The organism is Serinicoccus sp. CUA-874 (assembly GCF_001942225.1).
In the GTDB taxonomy this organism is placed as follows: Bacteria; Actinomycetota; Actinomycetes; order Actinomycetales; family Dermatophilaceae; genus Ornithinicoccus; species Ornithinicoccus marinus.
Window position 1 is genome coordinate 393,742 of sequence record NZ_MKJZ01000011.1, and the last position, 25,197, is coordinate 418,938.

General features: G+C 72.7%; 26 protein-coding genes and 2 pseudogenes. 19 read left to right on the top strand and 9 right to left on the bottom strand.

Features of this window, described 5'->3' with window-relative positions:
* Positions 1-9 precede the first annotated feature (9 nt).
* The gene (locus BJF80_RS05590; protein WP_075812045.1) at positions 10-723 is read left to right on the top strand and encodes a response regulator transcription factor; all 714 of its coding nucleotides are present in this window, start codon (positions 10-12) and stop codon (positions 721-723) included.
* Positions 713-1,834: a sensor histidine kinase gene (locus BJF80_RS05595; protein WP_075812047.1), complete on the top strand. Its 1,122-nt coding sequence runs from the start codon at positions 713-715 to the stop codon at positions 1,832-1,834. Before BJF80_RS05590 ends, BJF80_RS05595 begins: the two co-directional genes overlap by 11 nt.
* Here BJF80_RS05595 and BJF80_RS05600 read toward each other — a convergent pair.
* The 3 genes from BJF80_RS05600 to BJF80_RS05610 are packed head-to-tail and all read right to left on the bottom strand — an operon-like array spanning position 1,818 to position 3,184.
* Positions 1,818-2,558 (bottom strand): cytochrome c biogenesis CcdA family protein, encoded by a 741-nt coding sequence (locus tag BJF80_RS05600; RefSeq protein WP_075812049.1) that lies wholly within the window; start codon positions 2,556-2,558, stop codon positions 1,818-1,820. The genes BJF80_RS05595 and BJF80_RS05600 overlap by 17 nt on opposite strands.
* Entirely contained in the window at positions 2,559-2,804 is a 246-nt protein-coding gene (locus BJF80_RS05605; RefSeq protein ID WP_075812051.1) for a thioredoxin family protein, read from the bottom strand.
* Positions 2,747-3,184, bottom strand: coding sequence for a hypothetical protein (locus tag BJF80_RS05610; RefSeq protein ID WP_075812053.1), 438 nt, complete (start codon positions 3,182-3,184; stop codon positions 2,747-2,749). Before BJF80_RS05610 ends, BJF80_RS05605 begins: the two co-directional genes overlap by 58 nt.
* Before the next feature lie 32 nt (positions 3,185-3,216).
* Here BJF80_RS05610 and BJF80_RS05615 point away from each other — a divergent pair, with 32 nt between their 5' ends.
* From BJF80_RS05615 to BJF80_RS05625, 3 genes are read left to right on the top strand one after another with little or no spacing between them, the layout of a single operon-like run.
* Positions 3,217-4,011, top strand: a complete 795-nt coding sequence (locus BJF80_RS05615) for a pyridoxal-phosphate dependent enzyme (RefSeq protein WP_269087370.1) — start codon at positions 3,217-3,219, stop codon at positions 4,009-4,011.
* A gap of 5 nt (positions 4,012-4,016) precedes the next feature.
* A complete protein-coding gene (locus BJF80_RS05620; protein ID WP_075812055.1) occupies positions 4,017-5,123 on the top strand; it encodes an ATP-binding protein in 1,107 nt (368 codons plus the stop codon).
* Positions 5,120-6,355 (top strand): MFS transporter, encoded by a 1,236-nt coding sequence (locus tag BJF80_RS05625; protein WP_075812057.1) that lies wholly within the window; start codon positions 5,120-5,122, stop codon positions 6,353-6,355. Before BJF80_RS05620 ends, BJF80_RS05625 begins: the two co-directional genes overlap by 4 nt.
* Here BJF80_RS05625 and BJF80_RS05630 read toward each other — a convergent pair whose 3' ends face one another.
* Together BJF80_RS05630 and BJF80_RS05635 are read right to left on the bottom strand one after the other, a co-directional pair.
* Positions 6,356-6,526 carry a hypothetical protein gene (locus tag BJF80_RS05630; protein ID WP_414899279.1) on the bottom strand — a complete coding sequence of 57 codons (171 nt, stop codon included), beginning with the start codon at positions 6,524-6,526 and terminating at the stop codon, positions 6,356-6,358.
* A 142-nt stretch (positions 6,527-6,668) separates the two neighbouring features.
* The gene (locus BJF80_RS05635; RefSeq protein ID WP_075812059.1) at positions 6,669-7,184 is read right to left on the bottom strand and encodes an O-acetyl-ADP-ribose deacetylase; all 516 of its coding nucleotides are present in this window, start codon (positions 7,182-7,184) and stop codon (positions 6,669-6,671) included.
* A gap of 6 nt (positions 7,185-7,190) precedes the next feature.
* Between BJF80_RS05635 and BJF80_RS05640 the strand changes: the two genes are divergently transcribed.
* From BJF80_RS05640 to BJF80_RS19835, 10 genes and pseudogenes are all read left to right on the top strand, one after another.
* Positions 7,191-8,045: a ZIP family metal transporter gene (locus tag BJF80_RS05640; protein ID WP_075812061.1), complete on the top strand. Its 855-nt coding sequence runs from the start codon at positions 7,191-7,193 to the stop codon at positions 8,043-8,045.
* Positions 8,046-8,160: 115 nt separating this feature from the next.
* Positions 8,161-10,731: an ATP-dependent chaperone ClpB gene (clpB, locus tag BJF80_RS05645; protein ID WP_075812063.1), complete on the top strand. Its 2,571-nt coding sequence runs from the start codon at positions 8,161-8,163 to the stop codon at positions 10,729-10,731.
* A gap of 228 nt (positions 10,732-10,959) precedes the next feature.
* Positions 10,960-12,069, top strand: coding sequence for a phosphate ABC transporter substrate-binding protein PstS (gene pstS, locus BJF80_RS05650; protein ID WP_075812065.1), 1,110 nt, complete (start codon positions 10,960-10,962; stop codon positions 12,067-12,069).
* A 100-nt stretch (positions 12,070-12,169) separates the two neighbouring features.
* Positions 12,170-13,117 carry a phosphate ABC transporter permease subunit PstC gene (gene pstC, locus BJF80_RS05655; RefSeq protein ID WP_075812067.1) on the top strand — a complete coding sequence of 316 codons (948 nt, stop codon included), beginning with the start codon at positions 12,170-12,172 and terminating at the stop codon, positions 13,115-13,117.
* Positions 13,117-14,274 carry a phosphate ABC transporter permease PstA gene (gene pstA, locus BJF80_RS05660; RefSeq protein WP_075812069.1) on the top strand — a complete coding sequence of 386 codons (1,158 nt, stop codon included), beginning with the start codon at positions 13,117-13,119 and terminating at the stop codon, positions 14,272-14,274. Before pstC ends, pstA begins: the two co-directional genes overlap by 1 nt.
* A gap of 23 nt (positions 14,275-14,297) precedes the next feature.
* Positions 14,298-15,077: a phosphate ABC transporter ATP-binding protein PstB gene (gene pstB, locus BJF80_RS05665; protein ID WP_022925373.1), complete on the top strand. Its 780-nt coding sequence runs from the start codon at positions 14,298-14,300 to the stop codon at positions 15,075-15,077.
* A gap of 110 nt (positions 15,078-15,187) precedes the next feature.
* Positions 15,188-15,928 (top strand): LppX_LprAFG lipoprotein, encoded by a 741-nt coding sequence (locus tag BJF80_RS05670; RefSeq protein WP_083673472.1) that lies wholly within the window; start codon positions 15,188-15,190, stop codon positions 15,926-15,928.
* Between the two features lie 143 nt (positions 15,929-16,071).
* Positions 16,072-16,569 (top strand): annotated as a pseudogene (locus tag BJF80_RS19825) (MFS transporter); the annotation flags it as partial.
* Positions 16,570-16,967: 398 nt separating this feature from the next.
* Positions 16,968-17,441 (top strand): annotated as a pseudogene (locus BJF80_RS19830) (MFS transporter); the annotation flags it as partial.
* 48 nt (positions 17,442-17,489) lie between these two features.
* Positions 17,490-17,774, top strand: coding sequence for a hypothetical protein (locus BJF80_RS19835; RefSeq protein WP_237767452.1), 285 nt, complete (start codon positions 17,490-17,492; stop codon positions 17,772-17,774).
* On the opposite strand, the gene BJF80_RS05685 is transcribed toward BJF80_RS19835, so the two are convergent.
* Both BJF80_RS05685 and BJF80_RS05690 read right to left on the bottom strand, forming a co-directional pair.
* Entirely contained in the window at positions 17,741-18,622 is an 882-nt protein-coding gene (locus tag BJF80_RS05685; RefSeq protein ID WP_321166348.1) for an RNase H family protein, read from the bottom strand. The genes BJF80_RS19835 and BJF80_RS05685 overlap by 34 nt on opposite strands.
* Positions 18,623-18,719: 97 nt before the next feature.
* Positions 18,720-19,211, bottom strand: a complete 492-nt coding sequence (locus BJF80_RS05690; protein WP_075812073.1) for a DinB family protein — start codon at positions 19,209-19,211, stop codon at positions 18,720-18,722.
* Between the two features lie 42 nt (positions 19,212-19,253).
* On the opposite strand from BJF80_RS05690, the gene BJF80_RS05695 reads away from it, so the two are divergent.
* Positions 19,254-19,835, top strand: coding sequence for an HhH-GPD-type base excision DNA repair protein (locus BJF80_RS05695; RefSeq protein WP_022925377.1), 582 nt, complete (start codon positions 19,254-19,256; stop codon positions 19,833-19,835).
* Between the two features lie 77 nt (positions 19,836-19,912).
* A complete protein-coding gene (locus BJF80_RS05700; protein WP_075812075.1) occupies positions 19,913-21,055 on the top strand; it encodes an MFS transporter in 1,143 nt (380 codons plus the stop codon).
* A 189-nt stretch (positions 21,056-21,244) separates the two neighbouring features.
* Here the strand turns inward: BJF80_RS05700 and BJF80_RS05705 are convergent, their stop codons facing one another.
* Complete coding sequence (locus tag BJF80_RS05705; RefSeq protein WP_075812077.1) at positions 21,245-22,048, bottom strand: exodeoxyribonuclease III; 804 nt, start codon at positions 22,046-22,048, stop codon at positions 21,245-21,247.
* A 483-nt stretch (positions 22,049-22,531) separates the two neighbouring features.
* Between BJF80_RS05705 and aztD the strand changes: the two genes are divergently transcribed.
* Positions 22,532-23,914, top strand: coding sequence for a zinc metallochaperone AztD (gene aztD, locus BJF80_RS05710; RefSeq protein WP_075812079.1), 1,383 nt, complete (start codon positions 22,532-22,534; stop codon positions 23,912-23,914).
* Here aztD and BJF80_RS05715 read toward each other — a convergent pair whose 3' ends face one another.
* Positions 23,915-24,325, bottom strand: coding sequence for a hypothetical protein (locus BJF80_RS05715; RefSeq protein ID WP_075812081.1), 411 nt, complete (start codon positions 24,323-24,325; stop codon positions 23,915-23,917). It abuts the gene before it with no gap.
* A 45-nt stretch (positions 24,326-24,370) separates the two neighbouring features.
* Here BJF80_RS05715 and BJF80_RS05720 point away from each other — a divergent pair, with 45 nt between their 5' ends.
* The gene (locus BJF80_RS05720; RefSeq protein WP_083673484.1) at positions 24,371-25,171 is read left to right on the top strand and encodes a deoxyribonuclease IV; all 801 of its coding nucleotides are present in this window, start codon (positions 24,371-24,373) and stop codon (positions 25,169-25,171) included.
* The last annotated feature ends 26 nt before the right edge of the window (positions 25,172-25,197 follow it).

A 25,197-nucleotide genomic window follows, 5' to 3' on the forward strand; every position in this document is an offset into this window, starting at 1 on the left:
GCTCGCCGTGTGGGCACGGTGCTGGTCGTCGAGGACGAGGCGACGGTGCGGGAGGTCGTCTGTGCCTACCTGCACCGGGCCGGGCTGCCCACGCACGAGGCGGCGGACGGGCTGGTCGCGGTGCGCGCCTTCCCGGACGTGCGGCCCGACCTGGTCGTGCTCGATCTCATGATCCCCGGGATCGACGGCTTCGAGGTGCTGCGCCGGATCCGAGCGATCGATCCGCAGGTCCCGGTGCTCATGCTCACGGCCCGCGCGGGTGAGCAGGACCGCATCGCCGGACTCGAGGTGGGGGCCGACGACTACGTCACCAAGCCGTTCAGCGCGCGTGAGCTGGTGCTGCGGGTGCAGGCACTGCTGCGTCGGGCGCACGGGCTGTCCGCCGGGTCAGACCCGCCGGTCGGGACGGTTCGCGACGGCGCCCTGGCCGTCGACCGCGCCGCGCGCCGCGCCACGCTGCGGGGCGTCGAGCTGCCCCTGACCGGCCGCGAGTTCGACCTGCTGGTGCACCTGATGAGCCACCCCGGGGTCGTCCAGACCCGGGAGGACCTGCTGCGCGAGGTGTGGGGCTGGGAGGTCGGCGACCGGTCGACGGTGACCGTCCACGTGCGCCGGCTGCGGGAGAAGGTCGAGGACGACCCCGCGGCCCCGCGGCGGATCAGCACGGTGTGGGGGCAGGGCTACCGATGGGACCGGGAGCAGGAGGAGCAGCGTGCGACCTGAGGTCGAGGCCGTCGTGCTCGCGGCCGGGACGGCGGGAGCCGTCGGCCTGGTCGGCGCCGCGGCCACCCTGCTCGTCGCCCGCCGCTCGCCCGCCGCGGCGACCCTGCTGGGGCCCGTGGTCGGGGTCGCGAGCGTGGCCGCCGGGGTAGGGGTGACCAGCCGGGCGATGTTCCTCTCCGAGCACGACTCGACGTTGGTGGCGCTGGTCCTGGCTGCTGCGACGCCGGTCGCCCTGGTCGTCGGCATCCTGCTCTTCCGGGCCGTGCAGCGGATGGACCGTGAGGCCGCCCGGCAGCTCGCGGACGAGCGGCGCGAGGCCGAGCTGGCCCGCAGCCGCCAGGAGATGGTGACCTGGGCCTCGCACGACCTGCGCACCCCGCTGTCCTCGATCCGGGTGATGGCCGAGGCGCTCGAGGACCAGGTCGCGCCCGATCCCGACGACTACCACCGGCGCATCCGGGCGGAGGCGGACCGGATGACCGGCATGGTCGAGGACCTCCTCGAGGTCTCGCGGCTGCGCAGCGGGCCGGCCGGTGGGGCGCGAGACAGGGTGGACCTCGGCGAGCTGGTGCAGGGCGTGGTCAGCGGGCAGCGGCCGGTCGCGGCCGAGGCGGGTGTCCGGCTCGGTATGCCCTCCCACGACGGGGTGAGTGCTCCGGAGCCCACCCCGGTCTTCGCGGTCCCCGGGCACCTGGAGCGGGTCGCCGCCAACGTCGTCAGCAACGCGGTCCGTGAGACGCCGGCCGGTGGCGAGGTCGAGGTGCGGGTCGCGGTGGAGGCCGAGGCGCGCGGATCCGGGCGCGCAGACGCCGACGGCCGCGAGGTCACTCTCACCGTCGAGGATGGCTGCGGCGGGCTCCCGGCCGAACACCTGGAGCGGGTCTTCGAGCCCGGCTGGCGCGGGAGCGCGGCACGCTCCGGCGGTGGCAGCGGTGGCAGCGGTGGCAGCGGTGGCGTCGCGGGCGGCGGGAGCAGCAGCAGGGCCGGGGCGGGGGTCGGCCTCACGATCGCCCGGGCCCTCGCCGAGGACGCCGGCGGCAGCGTGGACCTCGTCAACGCCGGTCGCGGGTGCCGGGTCAGCGTCCGGCTCCCGCTCAGCCCTCCGGGATGAAGCCGGAGTCCAGCTCCCACGGCGCGACCGGGGAGTGCTCCAGCACCCAGGCCTGCAGCTCGCGGTCCCACCCGAGCCCGACGGCCACGCCGACGAGGACGAAGACGACGCCCAGGGCCCGCTGCAGCCGCCCCCGCGGGTCGGCCGCCCAGCCCAGCCGCCGGATCACGCTCTGCCCCGCCAGCGCCACGACCAGCAGGGTTCCGGCGAGCCCGAGGCAGTAGGCGGCGAGCAGCGCCAGGCCGTAGCCGAAGCGGGCCGGCAGCACCGTCACCACGACGTAGGCATACAGCGGGCTGCAGGAGGAGAAGACCGGCCCGAGCGCGGCGCCGGTGAGCACCTGGCCGAGCACGCCGTCCCGCCGCCTGGCCCCGTGCAGGGCCGCGTGGCTGCGGGAGCTCAGCGCGAGGGCGGCGCTCGCCCGCTCCCAGAGCACCGGGACCACCATGACGGTCCCCAGCACGATGAGCAGTCCACCCGAGAGCCACCTCCACACGCCGGGCGGCACCCCGATGAGCGCCGTCGTCCCCTTGAGCACCAGGGTGAAGGCCGCCACCGACAGACCCAGCGACGCCGCCACGACCACGGCACGGCGGGTCTGCTCGGCGCGGGGGCGGTCACCACCGCCCAGGGAACCACCGACGATCACCGGCAGCAGCGGCAGCACGCAGGGCGCGAGCGTCGTGAGGACGCCCGCGACCAGCGCGCCGAGCAGGGCGAGCACTCAGCCCTCCGTCTCGGCCAGGATGTCCTCACCTGAGCGTGACCCGGTCCACGTGTGGATCGCCTCGCCCTCGCCGTCGACCTGCACGAAGGTGTGCTGCTGGGTCACGCCGTACTCCTGACGCAGGTCGGTCATCTCGTCGTAGTCGACCTTGACGACCGTGAGGTCCTCCGGGACCCCCTCGGCGGTCAGGCTCTCGTCGGTCGCGCGGCACTCCGGGCACCAGTCCGCGTGGAAGAAGAGCACGACGGGGGCACCGTCGCCGCCGTAGCGCCCGGGTCCGCGGTGTAGTCGGCGTGGTCGACGTAGCCCGACATCGCCGACATCTCGTCGTCCATCTCCTCGGAGGTCGACTCGTCCTCCATGGACTCCTCGGAGCCCATGTCGTCGTCCATCTCCTCGGAAGCCATGTCGTCGTCCATCGAGTCGTCGGAGGACCTCTCCTCGTCCATCGAGTCGTCGGAGGACCTCTCCTCGTCCATGGAGTCCTCGGAGGTCATCTCCTCGGACATCTCGGCGGAGGACGCTGGGGTCGCGTCTCCCCCGTCGTCGGTCGTGCCGCAGGAGCTGACCACCAGGGCGGTGGCAGCGGTGGCGAGGGTCGTGGTCAGTGCGGTGCGTCTCATGCTCCGACCCTGGCCCTGCCGCGGACGCGGAGGTGTTGCCCGTCCCTTACGGTCCGCTTGCCGAACGGTGCAGCCGTGGCGCACGCTGCGGGTATGCCCGCGCTCCCCACCTCCGCCGACGTCCGGGCTGCTGCCGCGACCCTCGCCGGGGTCGCCCACCGCACGCCGGTGCTGCCATCGCTGCGGAGCGTGGGGCGACCGTGGTCCCGCCCTACGACCACCCGCACGTCATCGCCGGCCAAGGCACGGCGGCGCTGGAGCTGCTCGAGGACGTCGGCCCGGTGGACGTGCTGGTGACCCCGCTCGGGGGTGGCGGGCTGCTCTCGGGGACGATCCTCGCGGCGCGCGAGCTGGCCCCGGGGGCGCGGATCTACGGCGTGGAGCCGGAGGCGGGCGACGACGCCCGGTGCTCGCTCGCGCAGGGGCGGATCGTGCGCATCGACACCCCCGTCACCCTCGCGGACGGGGCGCAGACGCAGGCCCTCGGCGAGCTGACCTTCCCGATCCTGCGCGGCGGGGTGGAGGAGGTCGTGACCGCGACCGACGACGAGCTGGTCGAGGCGATGCGGCTCGTGGCGGGCACCCTCAAGCAGGTCGTCGAGCCGACCGGGGTGCTCGGGCTCGCGGGTCTGCTCAGCGGGGCGGTGCCGGTGCGACCTGGCGAGCGTGTCGGGGTCGTGCTCACCGGCGGCAACGTCGAACCCGCCCGGTATGCCCAGCTCCTGGGTGTCGACGACGGGTCAGCACGAGATCCGTCAAGTAAAACAGGTAAAACAGGCTCGGCGTGGTACAACAGATCAAACAGCAGCAGGACCGACGAGAGGTGAGACGCATGCCGCGTCGCGGCAACCCCTTCCGACCGAGCTTCGGAGCCAGCCCGCGGGTGCTGGCCGGGCGTGGTGACCTGGTGGAGGAGTTCGACACGGCCCTCGACGAGGGCCCCGGGTCGCCCATGCGCTCGGTCCTGCTGAGCGGGCCCCGCGGGATGGGCAAGACCGTGGTGCTCAACGAGCTGGAGGACCGCGCGCGAGCGCGAGGGTGGCACGTCATCCGGCTCCCCGAAGGCCCGGGGCTGCTGGTCGAGCTGGAGCGCAGCGTGCTGCCGGCGCTGCTCGCCGAGCACGACCCTGCCGCGGAGCAGCGCCGGGTCACCGGGGGTGGGATCAGCGCGGTGGGCTCGCTGACCACGGAGACCACCGACACCTACCCGGTCGACCAGAGCGTGAGCACCATGCTCGCTCGCCTCGTGCAGATCGCCGAATCGCACGGGAGCGGCGTGCTCCTCACGCTGGACGAGGTGCAGGCCGCGCCGATCGAGGACGTGGCCCGGCTGGCCTCGGCCTACCAGCACCTGGTCCGGGACGAGCGGGAGGTCGCCTTCGTCGGCGCGGGGCTGCCCTCGGGCATCGGGACGCTGCTAGACCAGCACGGCTCGACGTTCCTGCGGCGGGCCGAGCGGGTCGACCTGGGGCCGCTGCGCGAGGAGGAGGTGCGCGATGCCGCGGTGCAGACCGTGCGCACGGCCGGGCGGGTGATCAGCGCGGAGGCGACGGAGCGGCTCGGTGCCATCGCCCACGGCTACCCCTACCTCCTGCAGCTCGTGGGATACCAGGCCTGGCGCGCGGCGGGCGACGCCGAGGTCATCACCCACGGCGACGTGGAGGGCACCCTGCCGGTGGTCGTGGACCGCATGAGCCGGTTGGTCCACACCCCGGCGCTGCGCGGGGTCCCGCAGGGCCAGCTGGACTACCTGGAAGCGATGGCGCTCGACGACGGTCCCTCGTCGACCGGGGAGGTCGCGGAGCGGCTCGGCGTCAGCAAGCAGCACGGGGGAGTCATCCGCGGCCGCCTCATGGACCGGGAGCTCATCGTGCCGGCCGGACACGGCCTCGTGGACGTGGCCCTGCCCTACCTCCGCGAGCACCTGAGGCGCCGGTGAGCGCCGCGACGCACGAGCGGGTCCGCATCCCGTCCGAGATCTGGATCCTCGTCGGCGCCTCCTTCGTCATCGCCGTCGGCTTCGGGCTGGTCTCGCCCGTGCTCCCCGGCTTCGCCCGGTCCTTCGACGTCGGCGCCACCGCCGCGACGATCGTGGTCTCCGCCTTCGCCTTCTGCCGCCTGGTCTTCGCGCCCGCCGGTGGTCGGCTGGTCCAGCGGCTGGGGGAGCGGCCGGTCTACCTCACCGGGCTGCTCGTCGTCGCCGTCTCCTCCTTGGCGACGGCCTTCGCGCAGACCTACTGGCAGCTGCTCGTCTTCCGCGGGCTCGGCGGCCTCGGCTCGACCATGTTCACCATCTCGGCGATCGCGCTGGTCGTCCGGCTGGCGCCGCCGTCGATCCGGGGTCGGGTGTCCTCGCTGTGGGGCAGCTCCTTCATCATCGGCAGCATGGTGGGGCCGGTCATCGGCGGCCTCATCGCCGGGTGGGGGATGCGCGTGCCCTTCGTCGTGTATGCCGTCGCCCTCGTCCTCGCCGCTCTCGTGGTCGGCGTCGGGCTGGGCGGCGCACGGCTGCGCCCACCGCCGGGGGAGGCCGACCGCCCCGTGCTGACGGTGCGGGAGGCGCTGGGGGACCGGGCATACCGGGCGGCGCTGGCGTGCGGCGTCGCCAACGGGTGGGCCAACCTCGGTGTCCGGATGGCGGTCATCCCGCTGCTCGCCGCCGCCGTCCGCGACGAGACCTGGGTGGCGGGCGCGACGTTGACCACCGCCGCCCTCGGCACCGCCGTCACGCTGCAGGTCACCGGACGGCTCGCCGACCGGATCGGTCGTCGCCCGCTCATCATCGCGGGCATGACCACCTCTGCAGTGTCGCTCGGGATGCTCGGGCTGAGCCTGCTACCCGGGCTGGGGCAGGCGTCGTCGCTGGCGGTGCTGCTGGGGCTGAGCCTGGTCTCCGGGGTGGGAGCCGGCTTCGTCAACCCGGCGCAGCAGGCGGCGCTGGCCGACATCGTCGGTCAGGAGCGCAAGGGCGGCACGGTGCTGTCGACCTACCAGATGGCCACCGACGTCGGGGTGATCGTGGGGCCCGTCCTGACTGGCCTGGTCGTCGACCTCGTCGGCTTCGGCACGGCCCTGGCGACGACCGGCGCCGTCAGCCTGCTGGGGGCGCTGGTCTGGCTCCGCGCCCCCGAGACGCTGGCCCGGACATCCGCCCCACCCCCTCGGGAGTGATCACGGCCCAGCACAACCCTCATCGGCAGACTTCCCGATGAGGGTGGTGCTAGGCGACGTCGGTCCTCGGTCGGGGCGAGCGGCCCAGTCGCTCGCCAGCAGCCCCATGACGTGGCAGTCGACCCAGCCGTCGGCATACCGCAACGCCTCCCGCTGGGTGCCCTCGAGCACGAAGCCGACCTTCTCGTAGACCCGCCGTGCCCGCGGGTTGAAGGCGTAGACCTCCAGCCCGACCCGGTGCAGCCCCGCCGCCGGCCCGGTCGACCACCGCCCACACGAGCCGGTCGTCGTCGCGGGCCCAGCCCGACGGCGCTCACGCCAGCGCCTGCTCGAAGCGGGCCAGCACGTCCTCGCCGAAGAGCACGAAGCGCACCTCCTCGACCCCCGGCACCGATTCCCCGGTACGCCGCACCGTCGCCACCGCGATCTGCGCCACCTCTCCCGGGTCCCAGCCGTAGACCCCGGCGCTGATCGCCGGGAAGGCCACCGAGGTGGCACCCACCTCCTGCGCGACCTCCAGGCTGCGGCGGAAGCACGACGCGAGCAGCTCGGGGTCGGTCTGGCCACGGTGCCGGTTCGGGCCGACCGTGTGGATCACCCACCGCGCCGGCAGGCGACCGGCCCCGGTCGCGACCGCCTCGCCGACGGGCAGCCCGTCGTGCCAGCGCGCGGCCCGCACCCGGCGACACTCCTCGAGCAGCTCCGGCCCGGCGGCGGCGTGGATCGCCCCGTCGACACCGCCCCCGCCCATGAGGGTGGAGTTGGCCGCGTTGACCACCGCGTCCACGTCGACCTGGGTGATGTCGCCGAGCTGTGCCGAGATGTCCATGCGGCCATGGTGGCGCGATCCGGCATACTTCGCACGGCCGTCCCGAGGAGGTATGCCGTGGCCCTGGCGCTCGCCGTCACCGTCCTGGCCGGGCTGTCGACCTGCGTCGGCGGCTGGCTGGGCACGCGGCGCGTCGCGCTGCGCCCCGGGGTGATGGCGGCGGCGCTGTGCTTCGCGGCCGGGGTCATGATCACCATCTCCGTCGGCGAGATCGCACCCTCGGCGCAGCGCGCGCTGTCCGAGGTCGTCGGTGCCCGGGCCGCCCTGCTCTCGGTGCTCGGGGCGATGGTCGTCGGCGGCGCAGTCGTCCACCTCTTCTGCCACCTCATGCCGCACCGCTTCACCCCGGCCGAGGCCGGTGGCGGGCAGGACCTGCGGCGGATCCGGTCCGGCGATCTCGACGTCGGCCTGCTCCGCACCGGCCTGCTCCTCGCCGGCGTCGTCGGGCTGCACAACCTGCCCGAGGGCCTGGCGACGTTCGTCGCCACCCTGGACGACCCGACGGTGGGGGTGGTGCTCGCCGCGGCCATCGCCATCCACAACATCCCCGAGGGCCTGGTCGTCGCGGCCCCGATCTACGCCGCGACCGGCAGCCGTGCCCGGGCCATGGCGTGGGCGGCAGCCTCGGGCCTGGCCGAGCCGGTGGGCGCGGTGCTGGGCTACCTCGTCCTGCAGGCTCTGCTCCCGGAGGGCTGGATCGACCTGTCGCTGGCGCTGGTGGCCGGGATGATGGTCGCCGTCAGCGTCGTCGAGCTGCTCCCCACCGCACGCAAGCATGCCGGGTCTCGCCGTGCCCTGGTGCTCGGTTTCGTGGCGGGCGCGGCCGTGATGCTCCTCTCGCTCGCCCTGCTGCGGCTCTGAGGACCTCTTCTCAGGGTTGAGCGGAATAGACTCAACTTTGGTCAGGTTGGACATGATAGTGAACTGACCGACGCGAGCGGCCCCGAGCGAGGGCCGGGAGGAGCACCGCATACCCATGGATCTCAACCTCACCACCAAGGCCCAGGAGGCCCTGTCGACCGCGGTGCGCGACGCCGCCGCGGCCGGCCACGCGCAGGTCGAGCCGGCGCACCTGCTGTCCGCGCTGACCCACCAGGGAGACACCACGACCGGGCCGCTGCTCGAGGCGAGCGGCTCCAGCCCGGACACCGCACGCCAGGCGGCCCAGGCCGCCCTCGCCGGGCTGCCGACCGCGAGTGGGTCCAGCATGGGCAACCCCGGCCTGTCCCGCGCCATGCACGCCGTCATCAAGGGCGCGCAGGACGCCATGTCGGCGATGGGGGACTCCTTCGTCTCCACCGACCACCTGCTCCTCGCGCTCGCCCGCTCCGGGGCCTTCCCGGCCCTGGACGCCGAGGCCATCGCGGAGCGGATCCCGGCGCTGCGCGGCGGCAAGCCGGTGGACTCCGCCGAGCCGGAGGCGACCTTCGACGCGCTGGGCAAGTACGGCACCGACCTCACCGCGCTGGCCCGCGAGGGCAGGCTGGACCCGGTCATCGGCCGTGACTCCGAGATCCGCCGGGTCGTCCAGGTGCTGTCCCGCCGCACGAAGAACAACCCGGTCCTGATCGGAGACCCCGGCGTCGGCAAGACCGCCGTCGTCGAGGGCCTGGCCCAGCGCATCGTCGCCGGCGACGTGCCGGAGTCGCTGCGCGACAAGACCCTGATCTCGCTCGACCTGGGGTCGATGGTCGCGGGCGCGAAGTACCGCGGCGAGTTCGAGGAGCGGCTCAAGGCGGTCCTCGCCGAGATCACCGGCAGCGACGGCCAGGTCATCACCTTCATCGACGAGCTGCACACCGTCGTCGGCGCCGGAGCCAGCGGCGACTCCTCGATGGACGCCGGCAACATGCTCAAGCCGCTGCTCGCCCGGGGCGAGCTGCGCATGGTCGGCGCGACGACCCTGGACGAGTACCGCGAGAACATCGAGAAGGACCCCGCGCTGGAGCGCCGCTTCCAGCAGGTCTTCGTCGGCGAGCCCAGCGTCGAGGACACCGTGGCGATCCTGCGCGGCCTCAAGGAGCGCTACGAGGCGCACCACAAGGTCGCGATCGAGGACTCCGCGCTCGTCGCCGCCGCCGACCTCTCCGACCGCTACATCAGCGGCCGCCAGCTGCCGGACAAGGCCATCGACCTCGTCGACGAGGCCGCCAGCCGGCTGCGCATGGAGATCGACTCCTCCCCGGTCGAGATCGACCAGCTGCAGCGGCAGGTCGACCGGCTGACGATGGAGGAGATGCACCTCGCCCGCGAGGACGACGAGGCCTCGCAGGCCCGGCTGGCCAAGCTGCGCGCCGACCTCGCCGACCGCCGCGAGGAGCTGGCCGCGCTCACCGCGCGCTGGGAGTCGGAGAAGGGCGGGCTCAACCGGGTCGGCGAGCTCAAGGCGCGGCTCGACGACCTGCGCACCCAGGCCGAGCGGCTGCAGCGGCAGGGCGACTACGAAGGCGCCTCCCGGCTGCTCTACGGCGAGATCCCCGCGGCCGAGACCGAGCTGGTGGCTGCGCAGGAGGAGGAGTCCGCGCTGAGCACCGACACCGAGGTCGCGCCGATGGTCAAGGACGAGGTCGGTGCCGACGACATCGCCGACGTCATCTCGGCCTGGACCGGCATCCCCGCCGGGCGGCTGCTCGAGGGCGAGACCGAGAAGCTGCTGCGGATGGAGGACGTCATCGGGCAGCGGCTCATCGGGCAGCGGCGCGCCGTGCGCGCCGTGAGCGACGCGGTCCGCCGCGCCCGCGCCGGCATCTCCGACCCGGACCGGCCGACCGGCTCCTTCCTCTTCCTCGGCCCCACCGGGGTCGGCAAGACCGAGCTCGCCAAGAGCCTGGCGGACTTCCTCTTCGACGACGAGCGGGCGATGATCCGCATCGACATGTCGGAGTATGCCGAGCGGCACGCGGTCGCGCGCCTCATCGGCGCACCCCCCGGGTATGTCGGGTACGACGAGGGCGGGCAGCTCACCGAGGCCGTCCGGCGCCGGCCCTACTCGGTCGTGCTGCTGGACGAGGTGGAGAAGGCCCATCCGGAGACCTTCGACATCCTGCTGCAGGTGCTCGACGACGGCCGGCTGACCGACGGCCAGGGGCGCACCGTCGACTTCCGCAACGTCATCCTCGTGATGACCTCCAACCTGGGCAGCCAGTTCCTCATCGACCCCACCACCGACGAGGCCACCAAGCGGGAGCAGGTCATGAGCGCGGTCCGCGCCAGCTTCAAGCCCGAGTTCCTCAACCGGCTCGACGAGGTCGTGATCTTCGACCCGCTCAGCCAGGACGAGCTGGCCACCATCGTCGGGCTCCAGGTGGCCGAGCTGAGCCGCCGGCTGGAGAGTCGCCGGATCTCCCTCGAGGTGACCGACGCGGCCTCCCGGTGGCTGGCCGAGCGTGGCTTCGACCCCGCCTACGGGGCCCGGCCGCTGCGCCGCCTGGTGCAGACCCAGATCGGTGACCGCCTGGCGCGGGCGCTGCTCGCCGGGGACGTCCGCGACGGCGCGACGGTGGTGGTCGACGTCGATCCGGACGGTGGCGACCTCGTCCTGCGCTGACGCGCGGGCGGACGACCCTCACCCGGGGTCGCGGCAGGTCGCCGCGGCCCCGGGCATACCACCCGCGGAACTTCGACCGTCGTTCACGCGGCATTCACCTCTCACGCCCGAGCACGTCACGTGTGCTCCCTAGGTTCGACCTCGGTTGGCGACGCCGCCACCACGAACCGGGCGCCGTCTCACTGGCGCGTCCGGCTGTCCTGGAAGACGTGCAGAGAGGTTCAACCCGTGAAGCTCCACCGCTTTGGCCCGACCGTCGCGATCGCGATGGCGGCCTCGCTCACCCTCGCCGCCTGCGGCGACGACGCGCCCACCACCTCCAGCAACGAGGGGTCCGACGAGGGCTCCGAGGAGGGCGGCGAGACCCTCTCCGGCGACGTGCTCGGCTCGGGCGCGTCCTCCCAGGAAGCGGCCATGACCGCCTGGATCGCCGGCTACCAGGGCACCCAGCCCGAGGTGACGGTGCAGTACAACTCCGTGGGCTCCGGCGCCGGCCGGGAGAACCTCATCGCCGGTGCCTCCGACTTCATCGGCTCGGACGCCTACCTGGACGAGGAGGAGCGCGAGGCGGTGACCGACACCTGCGGTGATGGCGGCGCCATGCACGTCCCGGTCTACATCTCCCCGGTCGCGGTCGCCTACAACCTGCCCGGCGTCGACGGCCTGCAGCTCTCGCCCGACACCCTGGCGCAGATCATGAACCAGGACATCACGACCTGGGACGACGCGGCCATCGCCGAGGACAACCCGGACGCCGAGCTCCCGGACACCGAGATCACCGTGGTCCACCGCTCCGACGACTCGGGCACCACCGAGAACTTCATGGAGTACCTCACCGCCGCCGCCCCCGACTCCTGGCCGCACGAGCCCAGCGACGCCTGGCCGGTCCCGGCCGAGGCCGCCGCGCAGAACACCGGCGTCATCCAGGTCATCAACGACAACGAGGGCACGATCGGGTATGCCGACGCCTCGGTCGTCACCGGCCAGTCCGCCGCCATCGGCGTGGGCGAGGAGTTCGTCACCTTCTCCCCGGAGGCCGCGGCCAACGTCGTCGACGCCTCCGAGCCGGCCGACACCGGCGTCGAGGGCGACATGGCCCTGGAGCTGGCCCGTGACACCACCGAGTCGGGCACCTACCCGATCGTCCTCGTGAGCTACCACATCGCCTGCACCTCCTACGACGACCCGGAGCGGGCCAACCTCGTCAAGGACTTCCTGTCCTACGTCGTCTCCGAGGAGGGCCAGCAGGCCGCCTCCGACGCCGCCGGGTCCGCCCCGATCTCCGAGGACACCCGCACCAGCGCGCTGGAGCTCATCGACACGATCCAGGGCGGCTGACACCTGTCCCGCCCACGTGCCACCCCGGACCGGCGGTCGACCGAGGAGTCGACCGCCGGTCGGGGCGTGCCTGCCCCCTGTCCGACCGTGAAGGAACCTCATGAACGCCCCTGCCCCTCCCACGCGGCGTGAGCGCGGCCCGGCGAAGGCGGTGCGGCGCCCGGGCGACATCTTCTTCTCCGGCGCCTCCGTCGGCTCCGCCGTCGTCATCCTGCTCATCCTGGCCGGCGTCGCCGTCTTCCTCGCGGTGGAGGCCATGCCGGCCCTCACCGCCCCGGCCGACGAGATCAGCGGTGGCCGCGGGTTCTGGCGCTACGTCGCCCCCCTCGTCTTCGGGACCGTCGTCGCCTCGCTCATCGCGATGGTGCTGGCGACGCCGGTCGCCGTCGGCATCGCGCTGTTCGTCTCGCACTACGCGCCGCGACGGCTGGGCAAGAGCATCGGCTTCGTCATCGACCTGCTCGCGGCGGTGCCCTCGGTCGTCTTCGGCATGTGGGGCATGGCGGTCTTCGCGCCCCGCCTGGTGCCGCTGTTCGAGTGGCTGGAGCGCTACCTCGGCTTCATCCCGATCTTCGCCGACTCGTCCACGACCGGCCGCACCCTGCTGACCGCCTCCATCGTGCTGGCGGTGATGATCCTGCCGATCATCACCTCGGTCTCGCGCGAGGTCTTCCTGCAGACGCCGCGCCTGCACGAGGAGGCCGCGCTGGCCCTTGGCGCCACCCAGTGGGAGATGATCCGCACCGCGGTCATCCCGTTCGGTATGCCCGGGGTCATCGGCGGCACGATGCTCGGCCTCGGGCGCGCCCTGGGGGAGACGATGGCGGTCGCCATCATCCTGGCGCCGGGCATCTTCACGTGGAACTTCATCGGCAACGGCAACTCCACCATCCCCGCCGAGATCGCCCTGAACTTCCCCGAGGCCGCCGGCCTGCGGCTCTCCGAGCTGATCGCCGCCGGCCTGGTCCTCTTCGTCATCACCCTCGGCGTCAACCTCTTCGCCCGCTGGATCGTGGATCGCCGCGCCGAGTTCTCGGGAGCCAACTGATGAGCACGCAGACCCAGACCCCGTCGCCGCAGCGCAACGACCAGCGTCCCACCCAGCGGGAGGCCGTGAGCGGCATCGTCCCCTCGCCGGTGCGGCCGGCGGGCCGCCGCCCGGCGATGATCATCGCCGCCGGCGCGGTCGTCCTCGCCCTCGTGCTGTGGCAGCTGCTCGACCTGCACGTGGCCGCGGCGCTGCTGCTGTCGTTCCTGGCCTACCTCGGCGCGATCTACGCCACCTACCGGCAGCTCGGCGGCACCCGGGTGGCCATCGACCACCTGGTGCGCTCGCTGGTCTACTTCGCCTTCGTCTGCGCCATCGTGCCGCTGGTCTCGGTGCTCTGGACGGTCATCGCCCAGGGGGCCGGCCGGGCCTTCGACTTCGCCTTCCTCAACCAGACGATGAACGGCGTCACCGGGCTCAACGACCAGCAGTACGCCGACGGCTCGGCGGACTTCGTCGGCGGCGCCTACCACGCGATCATGGGCACGCTCCTCATCACCGGTCTGGCGACGCTCATCTCGGTCCCGATCGGGATGTTCACCGCGATCTACCTGGTGGAGTACGGCGGCCGCAACCAGCTCAGCCGCGGGATCCGCTTCCTCGTCGACGTGATGACCGGCATACCCTCCATCGTCGCCGGGCTCTTCGCCTTCGCGCTGTTCACCCAGATCTTCGGGATCCGCGACGCCAAGATGGGGCTCGCTGGTGCGGTCGCCCTGTCGGTGCTGATGATCCCGACCGTGGTGCGCAACAGCGAGGAGATGCTGCGGATCGTGCCCAACGAGCTGCGCGAGGCGGCACTGGCGCTCGGGGTGCCCAAGTGGCGGGTCATCGCCAAGGTCGTGCTGCCCACCGCCGCCTCCGGCCTGGCCTCGGGGGTCACGCTGGCCATCGCCCGGGTCATCGGCGAGACCGCGCCGTTGCTCGTCGCGATCGGGTATGCCCGCGGCCTCAACTGGAACGCCTTCGACGGACCGATGAACACGCTCGCGGTCTACGCCTACTTCATGTTCACCAAGCCGCTCAGCCCCGCCGTGCGGGAGCCGAGCCTGGAGCGCGCCTGGGCCGCCGCGCTGCTGCTGGTGCTCATCGTCATCGCCCTCAACCTGCTCGCCCGGCTCATCGCCACGATGTTCGCGCCGAAGACCGGCCGCTGACCTCCAGGAGACACTGCATACCCATGTCCAAGCGCATCGACGTCACCGACCTCGACATCTACTACGGCGACTTCCACGCCGTGAAGGATGTCTCCATGTCCATCGAGCCCCGCTCGGTGACCGCCTTCATCGGCCCCTCCGGCTGCGGCAAGTCCACCTTCCTGCGGACGCTGAACCGCATGCACGAGGTGATCCCCGGCGCCCGGGTCGAGGGCGAGGTCGCGATCGACGGCCAGAACCTCTACGCCCGCAACGTCGACCCGGTCGACGTGCGCCGCCAGGTCGGCATGGTCTTCCAGCGACCCAACCCGTTCCCGACGATGTCGATCAAGGAGAACGTCCTCGCGGGCGTCCGGCTCAACAGCAAGCGGATCTCGGGCAAGGTCGCCGACGAGCTCACCGAGAAGGCGCTGCGCGGCGCCAACCTGTGGAACGAGGTCAAGGACCGGCTCGACAAGCCCGGCTCGGGCCTGTCCGGCGGCCAGCAGCAGCGGCTGTGCATCGCCCGCGCCATCGCGATCCAGCCCGAGGTCATCCTCATGGACGAGCCGTGCTCGGCGCTGGACCCCATCTCGACGCTGGCGATCGAGGACCTCATCAACGAGCTCAAGGTCGACTACACCGTCGTCATCGTCACGCACAACATGCAGCAGGCGGCGCGCGTCTCGGACAAGACCGGCTTCTTCAACCTCGAGGCCACCGGCAAGCCGGGCGAGCTCGTGGAGTACGACTCCACCCAGAACATCTTCAACAACCCCAGCCAGCAGGCGACCGAGGACTACATCTCCGGCCGCTTCGGCTGAGACTCCCGACAGGACCTTCCGCGTGTCCGCCTCTGGAGCGGACTCGGTATCTCCGGTGGTGGAGAGGGTCGCGCCGGGCCGTGTGAGATCGGCTGCGTGATACTGGAGGTATGAGGTCTCTCGGCGCACGGCATACCCCCGGCTCGAGGATGCTCGGGGTGATGGGCCTCGCCGTCCTCGTCGCGCTCGCGGGGTGCTCGGACGACGACGGCGAGGACAGCGCGACCAGCTCGGCGCCGCCCCCGACGGCGCAGGACCGGCTGGAGCAGGCGCACGGGGTCCTCACCGACGCCGGCTCGGTCCACCTGACCATGGCCGGCGCCGACCTGCCCGAGGAGGAGAGCTCCTACATCATCAGCGCCGACGGCAGCGGCACGATGGACCCGCCCGCCTTCGACGGCACGATCACCGCGGTCGTGGCCGGGGTCCAGGCCGACATCCCGACCGTCGCGCTCGACGGCCAGCTCTTCGTGAAGCTGCCCTACGTGCCCGCGCACGTCAACACCGACCCGGAGGAGCTGGGGGTGCCCGACCCGGCCACGCTCTTCGACCGGGAGAGCGGCCTGGTGTCGCTGCTCACCCAGACCGACGACCCTCAGTTCGGCGAGCGCTCCCGGGCCGGGGCCGAGGTGGTGCAGCAGGTCGTGGGCACGCTGCCCGGCGAGATCGTCACCGACCTGCTCTACGCCGGGGACGCCGAGTCCTCCTTCGACGTCACCTACGGGTTGGTGGAGGAGTCCTGGCAGGTCCGCAGCGTCGAGATCACCGGTCCGTTCTACCCCCCGACGACCTCGACCTACACCGTGACCCTCGACCAGTACGGCGAGCCGGTCACGGTCACCGAGCCCTAGTGCCGGCGGGGGATCAGGGGGTCGCAGCAGGCGCTGCGGCTGGTCGTCCGGCTCGGGGGGCGCCGGCGCTGCTGACGGTCGCCGCGCTCGCGGTGGCCCTCGCCGCGGCCGACACCTACGTCGTCGTCCTGGCGCTCACGGACATGATGGCCGGCGTCGGGGTCGGCATCGAGTCGCTGCAGCGGGGGACCCCGATCATCTCGGGCTTCCTGCTCGGCTACATCGCCGTCCTGCCGCTCATCGGCCGCGTGTCCGACCTGGTCGACCGGCGCCGGATCCTGCTGTGGTGCCTGGTGGTCTTCGTCATCGGCTCGGCCGTGACCGCGGCCGCGGTCGAGCTGCCGGTCATGGTGGGGGGCCGCTTCCTCCAGGGTCTCGGCGGGGGCGGTCTGGTGCCCGCGACCCTCGCGCTGGTGGCCGACCTCTGGCCGCCCGGCCGGCGCGGTATGCCGCTGGGCGTCGTCGGCGCGGTGCAGGAGATGGGCTCGGTCGTCGGGCCGCTGCTGGGCGCGCTCGTCCTCGCCGTCGCCGGGTGGCGGGAGATCTTCTGGCTCAACGTGGCGCTCGGGCTGCTGGCCTTGGTCGGCGTCGCCGTCATCCGGCCCTCGCCCCCCACGCGCCCACCGGGCGTCGCGAATGGTTCCCCCACGCCCCACCGAGCGTCGGGGATGGTTGCCCACGGACCCACCGGGCGTCGCGGATGGTTGGCGCGGGCGACGGCATACCTGCTGGCGGCGCTCGCGACCGTGCTCTGGACGCTGACCCTGTGGGCGCCCGAGGCCCTGACCACCTCGATCGATCTGGGTGTGCCCTTCGTGCCCTTCGACACCGCCTCGGCCTCCCGGGTCGCGACGCCGATCGGTGCAGCCGCGGCCGTGGCGACGCTGCTCCTGGTGCTCGTCACCGCGTCTCGCTGGCTGCCGCTGCTGCTGCGCGCCGACCTGCTCGGCGCCACCCTCGTGGCCATCGCCCTCGGGTCGCTCGTCCTGACCTTCTCGACGGCCAACCCGGAGGAGGAGGTGCTCGGCCCCTGGGGGGTATGGCTGCTGCCGCTGGGTGCCGCCTCGACCGTGGCCTTCCTGCTCCGGCAACGGCTCGCCGCGAACCCGCTGATCCCCGAGGCGTCGTCCGCCGCCGGGTCTGGCCCGCGCTGGTCGTCAGCCTCCTCGTCGGCGCGGCGATCGTCGCGATCGTCGTCGACGTCCCGCTGCTGTCCCGGCTCACCCAGGGCACCGACGAGACCGATGCGGCGCTGGTGCTGGTGCGCTTCCTCGTCGCCGTGCCCGTCGGTGCGCTGCTCGGGGGCTGGCTGCTGCGCCGCGTCGGCCCGGGGCTGGTCGCCGCCCCGGGGCTGGCGGTCGCGGCGGTCTCGATCTTCGCGATGGCGCGCTGGGAACGGGCCTCGCTGGACGAGGTCGTCAGCACCACGCTGGCGCTGGTCGGCGCCGGGCTCGGTGTCGGTCTGGCGATCGCACCGGTCAACGACGCGGCGCTCGCCGACGCCCGCGAGGACGGTCACGGCACCGTCAGCTCGCTCGTCGTCGTGGCGCGCATGGTCGGGATGGTCGTGGGTCTGGCGCTGCTCACCTCCCTCGGCCTGCGTCGGTTCCACCTCGAGGTCGGGACGCTAGCGGACCCCACCGACACCGACGCCCTGCTCGACGCTGCCGTGGTGCAGGTGCAGACGGTCCTCACGGGTGCCGGGTATGCCGCCGCCCTCGCCGCCGTCGTCGCGCTCGCCCTCGGGGTGCGGGCAATCTCGGGCACCCGACCTGACGGCCGCGACGCCGCTCGCGACGTGACCGCGCGGGCTCAGCCCTCGGGCGTCGCCTGGTGGAAGCGCTGACGCCACTGCTGGCCGGTGCGCTGCCACAGCGAGCTGCGCAGCGTGCTCCCGCCGTCGCCGGAGCCCCGCCACAGCACCAGGACGAGGTCCGGGCCAAGCCGCTGGGTGTCGACGACCTCGAGCTCGACCGGCTCCGCCAGCGGCGCGATCTCGGCCAGCATGTGCTCACGGGTCCGCAGCCGCCCGGACCGGCCGACCTCCTGCCACGACGGGTGCAGCAGCCCGGCGACGCCGGCCGGGTCGGCGCGCAGCTCGTCGCTGAGCAGCGAGCGCTCCCGGGCGACGACCTGGTCCTCGTCGCTGACTTCCTCGGACAGCGAGAAGAGGTCGGCCTCCGGCTGCCGGGTGGTGACTTCGAAGGCGTGCTCGGACCTGCCAGGAGACGCCCCGGCGAAACCGGGACCCGCCTCCGGCTCACGGCCCGCGGCATACGCCTGCGCCGCGGCGTTGGCGAGGCGGTCGGCCTCCTCGTTGAGCCCGTGGCCGGCGTGCCCCTTGACCCACTGGAAGCGCACGTTGGGGCGCATCGCCGCGTCGAGCGCCTTCATGATCTCGACGTTGGCCACCGGCTTGCCGTCCCCCTTGCGCCAGCCCTTGCGCTTCCACCCCGGCATCCACTGGGTGATCGACTTGATGGCGTACTGCGAGTCGCAGTAGACGAGCAGATCCTCCTCCAGGTCCTCGGTCTGCTGCAGCAGGTCGAGCACCGCGGTCAGCTCACCCATGTTGTTGGTGCCGCGCTCCCAGCCGCCGCTGGCCCACCGGTCCGCGTCGACGTACCACCCCCACCCGGCCGTCCGGGGTTGCCGAGCGCGGATCCGTCGGCGGCTGCTTCGAGCGTCATGCAGCCCAGCCTAGGTCGCGCGGGCACGAGCACCGGCAGGACCATCGGCCCGCGCAGACATCTCACCGGGGTATACCGCGTCTGGCTGCCCGAGCCCGGTGTCAGTCCCGAGCTGCCAGCACCTGCTCGCGCAGGATGTCCGCGTGCCCGCAGTGTTGAGCCAGCTCGCGCAGGACGTGCAGGTGCACCCACCGCAGCGGCAGCGGACCACGACGGTTCCCGGGCAGCACGGCGTCCCCGCTCATCCCCGCGACGGCTGCGCGTGACCGCGCCACGGCCGCGGCGTGCTCGGCCAGGACGGACGCGATGGTGTCCTCACTGGTCAGCTCGAACGACTCTTCGACCGTCTCCGGGATCCCCAGCGCCGACCGCGGGCTCCCGGTCACCGCCTCGCCGAACCACACGCGCTCGACGAAGGCCGCGTGCTTCACCAGCCCGAGCAACGTCGTCAGCGAGGGCACCAGCGCGGCCCGCGCCTCCTGCTCGGTGAGACCGTCGAGCGAGGCGCGCAGCATCTGCCGGTGCTGGTCGATGAAGGCCCGCACCTGCACCTCCGGGTCAGCCTCGCGCACGACCGGGTCGTCAGGCTCCATGCGGCCACCGTAGCCCCGCGCTCACGCCCTACCCTGGGGACCATGAGCGAGACCCTGCACCTCGTCGGCGAGGCCGAGGCCGACCGCATCCTCACCGAGCACCCCTTCGCGCTGCTGACCGGCATGCTGCTGGACCAGCAGATCCCGATGGAGGTCGCCTTCGACGGCCCCCGCAAGATCCTCGAGCGCCTCGGGTCGGTCGACCCCGCGGCGATCGCCGGGACCGATCCGGAGGAGTTCATCGCCCTCTGCGCCACCCCACCGTCGGTCCACCGCTTCCCGAAGTCGATGGGGCAGCGGGTGCACGACCTCGCCGCCGCCGTCGTCCAGGACTACGACGGTGACACGGCCGCCATCTGGTCCCAGGGCGAGCCGGACGGCAAGGAGGTCCTCAAGCGGCTCAAGGCGCTGCCCGGCTTCGGCGACCAGAAGGCCAAGATCTTCCTCGCCCTGCTCGGCAAGCAGCGCGGCCTGACCGCGAACGGCTGGCGCGAGGCGGCCGGAGACTACGGCAAGGACGGTGTCCACATGTCCATCGCCGACGTCACGAGCGCCGACTCCCTGCAGCAGGTCCGTGCCTACAAGAAGGAGAAGAAGGCGGCCGCCAAGGCTGCGCGCGCGTGACCGCGCACGTCCCCGAGCCCGGGCCCTCAGGGCCCGACGGTCGACCGCCACGGACCTCCGTCTGGTCGACGCCGGGGATGGTCGCGATCGGGATCGTCGCGCTCACCGGCTTCTCCGGGTATGCCGCGCTCCTCCCGGTGGCGCCGCTGTGGGCCGTGGCGGGCGGGGCCGACAGCGCCGGCGCCGGGCTGGTCAACTTCGTCCTGCTCGGCATGACGGTGGCCACGCAGTTCGCCGTGCCCTGGTCGATCAGCCGCATCGGCTGGGCGTGGGTGTTGTCCCTCGGCATGGTCTTCCTCGGGGTCCCCTCGCTGCTGCACGGGCTCACCGACGCGCTGGCACCGACCCTCGCCCTCTCCGCCGTGCGGGGCGTCGGCTTCGGCATCCTCACCGTCGCCGCCAACGCCGCCGCCGTGCTCCTCGTCGAGCCCGCGCGCCGGGGTGCGGCGGTCGGGGCATACTCCGCAGCGCTGTCGATCCCCAACGTCATCTTCATGCCGCTCGGCGGCTGGGCCGCGCAGACCCTCGGCTACTGGCCGGTCTTCGCCGTCGGCGCGATCCCGCTGCTGGGCATACCGGCCTGCGTCGTGGTCGCGCGTCACCTGCCGACCCGGGCCACCCACGACACCCGGCACCCCGACGTGGACGAGCCGCCGGCGACCCTGCGCACCTACCTCGCACTGCTGCGACCCACGTTCGTCCTGCTGGCCGTGACCCTGGCCGGTGGGGCCGTCATCACCTTCGCCCCGCAGCTGGTCGCGCTGCCCTGGCTGTCCGCGGCGGGCCTGTTCGCCATGGGCCTCGTCTCGGCGATCACGCGCTGGCGGATCGGCGAGGTCACCGACCGCGTCGGCGTGGACCGTCTCGTGGCACCGTTCATCGTGCTGACGGCGGTGGTCTTCGCGGTGATGGCCTGGCTGGTGCGTGAGCCGGTCACGACCGGTCAGGCCGCAGCGTGGATCCTGACCTGCGCGGTCGTGGGCCTCTGCTACGGCGCGCTGCAGAACCTCACGATGCTCCAGGCGTTCGCGGCGGCCGGTCCGCGCCGGGTGGGCACGGCCAGCACCGTCTGGAACGCCGGTTTCGACACCGGCACCGCCAGTGGCGCCCTGCTCGTCGGTGCGGTCGCCGTGGGGGCTGGCTTCGGGTGGGGTATGGCCCTGGTCGCCGGGATCTCGTTGCTCACGCTGCCGCTCGCGGTGATCCACGCCCGTCGCTGAGGGACCGACCACGGCATAGCACAGGCTCCATCGGGACGTTCGCCGATGAAGGTCGTGCTATCCCGATGTTCGTCCCCAAGGCCCGTGGGCGCTGCGCTCCGTGTCCTCAGTCGGCTGTCAGGTCGGGCCTTCTGTCGACCTTCCGCGCCGCCCTCCGGGCCGGTGCTCGCTGCGCTGCGCTCCGTGTCCTCAGTCGGCTGTCAGGTCGACGACCACGGGCGCGTGGTCCGAGGCGCCCTTGCCCTTGCGCTCGTCCCGGTCGATGAAGGCACCCTCCACCTGGGCCGCCAGCGCCGGTGACCCGAGGCAGAAGTCGATCCGCATGCCCCGCCGCTTCGCGAAGGCCAGCTGGGTGTAGTCCCAATAGGTGTAGGTCTCGGGGCCTGGCGTGTGCTCCCGGGTGACGTCGGCATAACCCGCCTCCACCACACCTCGGAAGGCGTCGCGCTCACCCTCGCTGGTATGCGTGCGTCCGGCGTAGTAGTCGACCGACCAGACGTCCTCGTCGGTGGGGGCGATGTTCCAGTCGCCCACGAGCGCGATCCGCGCGTCCGGATCGGCGGTCAGCCAGTCGGACCCGGCGGCGCGCAGCGCCTCCAGCCACGCCAGCTTGTAGTCCAGGTGCGGGTCCTCCAGCGACCTCCCGTTGGGGACGTAGAGGCTCCAGACCCGAACCCCGCCGCAGGTCGCGCCGAGCGCCCGCGCCTCGACCACCGCCTCGGCCTCGCCGGAGCCCCAGCTCGGCTGCCCGGGGAAGCCGACCTCGACCTCCTCCAGCCCGACCCGGCTGACCACGGCGACACCGTTCCACTGGTTCAGCCCGACGTGCGCCACCTCGTAGCCCGCCTGCTCGAACGGCAGCAGCGGGAACTGGTCGTCCCGGCACTTGGTCTCCTGCAGCGCCAGCACGTCGATCTCGTGCCGCTCGAGAAGGGCGACCGCCCGGTCCACCCGGGTCCGGATGCTGTTGCAGTTCCACGTCGCGATACGCACCGGACCAGCGTATGCGCCGGGGCCCAGATCCTGGCCGTGGTGCTCCCTCGCTTCCGTCGCTGGCTCGGCTGGGGTATGCCGGTGCTCGCCGTCGTGGCAGCAGTGGTCGTCAGGGTGACGCAGAGCTCGGGCGACAGCCTGCTCCAGGACCGAGGGAGCAGCCAGATCCTGCAGGAGCACGGGGCGTGGGGGGGGGGGGGGGGTCCGCGCCGGGCTGGCCGGGATCGTCCTGGCGGTCCTCAGCCTGCTGCACTCCGCGGTGACCTCGGCCTGGGGCCGTGCGCGCCTGACGGGCCAGGTGGACCGCCTGGGTCGGCACCGTGCTGGGCGTGCTCGCCGCTGCCGCTGCGGTTTGGGCGGTCGTCACGGTGACGCTGGCCGGGCACACCGGCGCCACCTCGGTCTGGGGTGGGTGAGCACCCACCCGACCAGGTATGTCCTTGCGGGTTGACATCGGATGCGCGAATGATAATGATTCGCAATATGAATAAGCGGGCGATCACCTTCTGCTCCACCGCTGCCATCTCGCTGCTGGTCGCCGGCTGTGCCTCGACGACCCCAGGGTCGGGCGCCTCCTCCGAGAGCCCGACCGACGCCTCCGGCACGGAGCGCTCGTCCGAGGAGCCCGAGGGCGAGACGGCCACGAGCACCTCTGACGCGGCGGGTGCCACCGTCGAGGCGCCCGGCCCGACGCCCCGGTTGGCCGTGACCCACGACGGCGGGGTCCTGGTGCTGGATGCCCTGTCGCTGGAGGTCGAGGCCGACCTGCCGGCGGAGGGCTTCACCCGGCTCAACCCCGCCGGTGACGGGCGCCACCTGTTCCTCACCGAGGGTGATGCCTTTCGGCTGCTCGACGCGGGCACCTGGAGCGAGCCGCACGGCAACCACGACCACAGCTACACCACGGAGCCCAACCTCACCGACCTGGCCGCCGAGGGGTCCCACCCGGGCCACGTGGTCCGGCACGCCGGCACCACCGCTCTCTACTTCGACGGCGCCGGCCGCATCGACCTCCTCGACCCCGCCGAGCTGGACGCCGAGGCTGCCGAGCTGCCAGTCACCGAGTCGATCGAGGTCGCCGACCCGCACCATGGCGTCGCGGTGCGGCTGGAGGACGGCTCGCTGCTCGAGACGGTCGGCACGGAGGAGGAGCGCACCGGGGCCAGGGTCGTCGACGCCGCCGGCCAGGAGATCGCGGCGACCGACGAGTGCCCCAATGTCCACGGCGAGACCGTCGCCGAGGGGGAGGCGGTCGTGCTCGGTTGCGAGGACGGCCCAGTGGTGTATGCCGACGGTTCCTTCACCAAGGTCGCCTCACCCGACGACTACGGCAGGGTCGGCAACGTGGCCGGCACCGAGGCGTCCCACGTCGTGCTCGGGGACTACAAGGTGGACGAGGACGCCGAGCTGGAGCGTCCCGAGCTGATCAGCCTCACGGACACCCGGACCGGCGAGCTGCAGCTGGTCGACCTCGGCACGTCATACTCCTTCCGCTCCCTGGGGCGGGGTCCGCAAGGGGAGGCGCTGGTCCTCGGGACCGACGGCGAGCTGCACGTGATCGATCCTGAGAGCGGCGAGGTCACCGACGAGCTCGCGGTGGTGCAGGCGTGGGAGGAGCCGGCGGAGTGGCAGGAGCCGCGGCCGACGTTGTTCGTCCACGGCCAGTTCGGCTTCGTCACCGAGCCTGCCTCCAGCGCCCTGCACATCGTCGACCTCGACAGCATGCAGGTCATCGACTCCGCGACCCTGCCGCACGTGCCCAACGAGCTGTCCGGGGTCTCGGGTGATGTCGAGACCGAGCACTCGGACGAGGACCACGAGAGCGACCACGGGCACGAGCACGACGAGGAGGAGCGCACCTCCTGATCAGGGGGCCGTGATCTGACGCACCGCGCGGAGGTACCCCGCACGCACCACCGGTGACCCCAGCGCAGCGAGGCGGTCGGGCAGCCCGGTCACGGCATACTGCTGCTCCCAGCGGATCCGGGTGTCCGGCCCGGCGGCGCGCAGGGTCACCTCGATCTGCCCGCTCAGCGGTCGGCCGACCTTGTCCACGACGGCGTGGGTGTGCGGTGTCCACTCGCGGACCACCATCTCGTCGTCGATCTGCACCGGGCCGAGGCGGGTGCGGGCGACGAACTCCGCGCCTGGACCGAGGGGCCCACCGAGCGTCGTCGTGAGCGGGATGGCAGCGGTGTGCCGCTCCAGGTCCCACAACCGCTCCCACACCTGCGGCGGAAGGCCGGGGACGAGGACGTCGAACCAGAAGGAGGCCACGGCGCCAGTCTAGGCGTGTCGGAGCCGGTGCCTACGATGGAGCGCATGAGCACGCCGAGCCTGGGAGCACACGTCGAGCAGACCGCCCCGATCGCCGAGGCGCAGGCGCGGCAGGCGCCGCTCGTGCAGTTATTCCTCGGGGACCCGCAGGGCTACAAGGGGCCCGAGGTCCGCTTCGAGGGTGGGGCACCGGCGTTGCGCGCGGCGGCGCAGGACGCGGGCGTCGACCTCTACGTCCACGCGCCCTACATCGCCAACGTCGCGACGCTCAACAACCGCATCCGCATCCCCTCGCGCAAGCTGCTCCAGCAGCACCTCGACGCCGCGACCGACATCGGCGCCAAGGGCCTCATCGTCCACGGTGGCCACGTCGGTGCCGACGACGACCCGGAGAAGGGTTTCGACAACTGGCGCAAGGCCATCGAGTCCCTGACGATCGGGGACACCCCGGTGCTCATCGAGAACACCGCGGGCGGAGACAACGCCATGGCCCGCCACCTCGACCGCATCGCCCGCGTCTGGGAGGCCATCAGCGCGGCCGAGGGCTCCGACCGGGTGGGCTTCTGCCTCGACACCTGCCACGCGTGGGCCGGCGGCATCGCACTGGACGACGTCGTGGACCAGGTGCGCGCGATCACCGGTCGGATCGACCTGGTGCACGCCAACGACTCCCGGGACGCCGCCGGGTCGGGCGCGGACCGGCACGCCAACCTGGGCGCCGGTCAGCTCCCGCCGGACGAGCTGGCCGACGTCGTGCGCGCCGCCGGGGCGCCGGTCGTGATCGAGACCCCGGGCGGGGCGCAGGAGCACAACGCCGACCTGGACTGGCTCCGCGAGCACCTCTGAGCGCGGGCGCGGAGGGTCCGCCTACG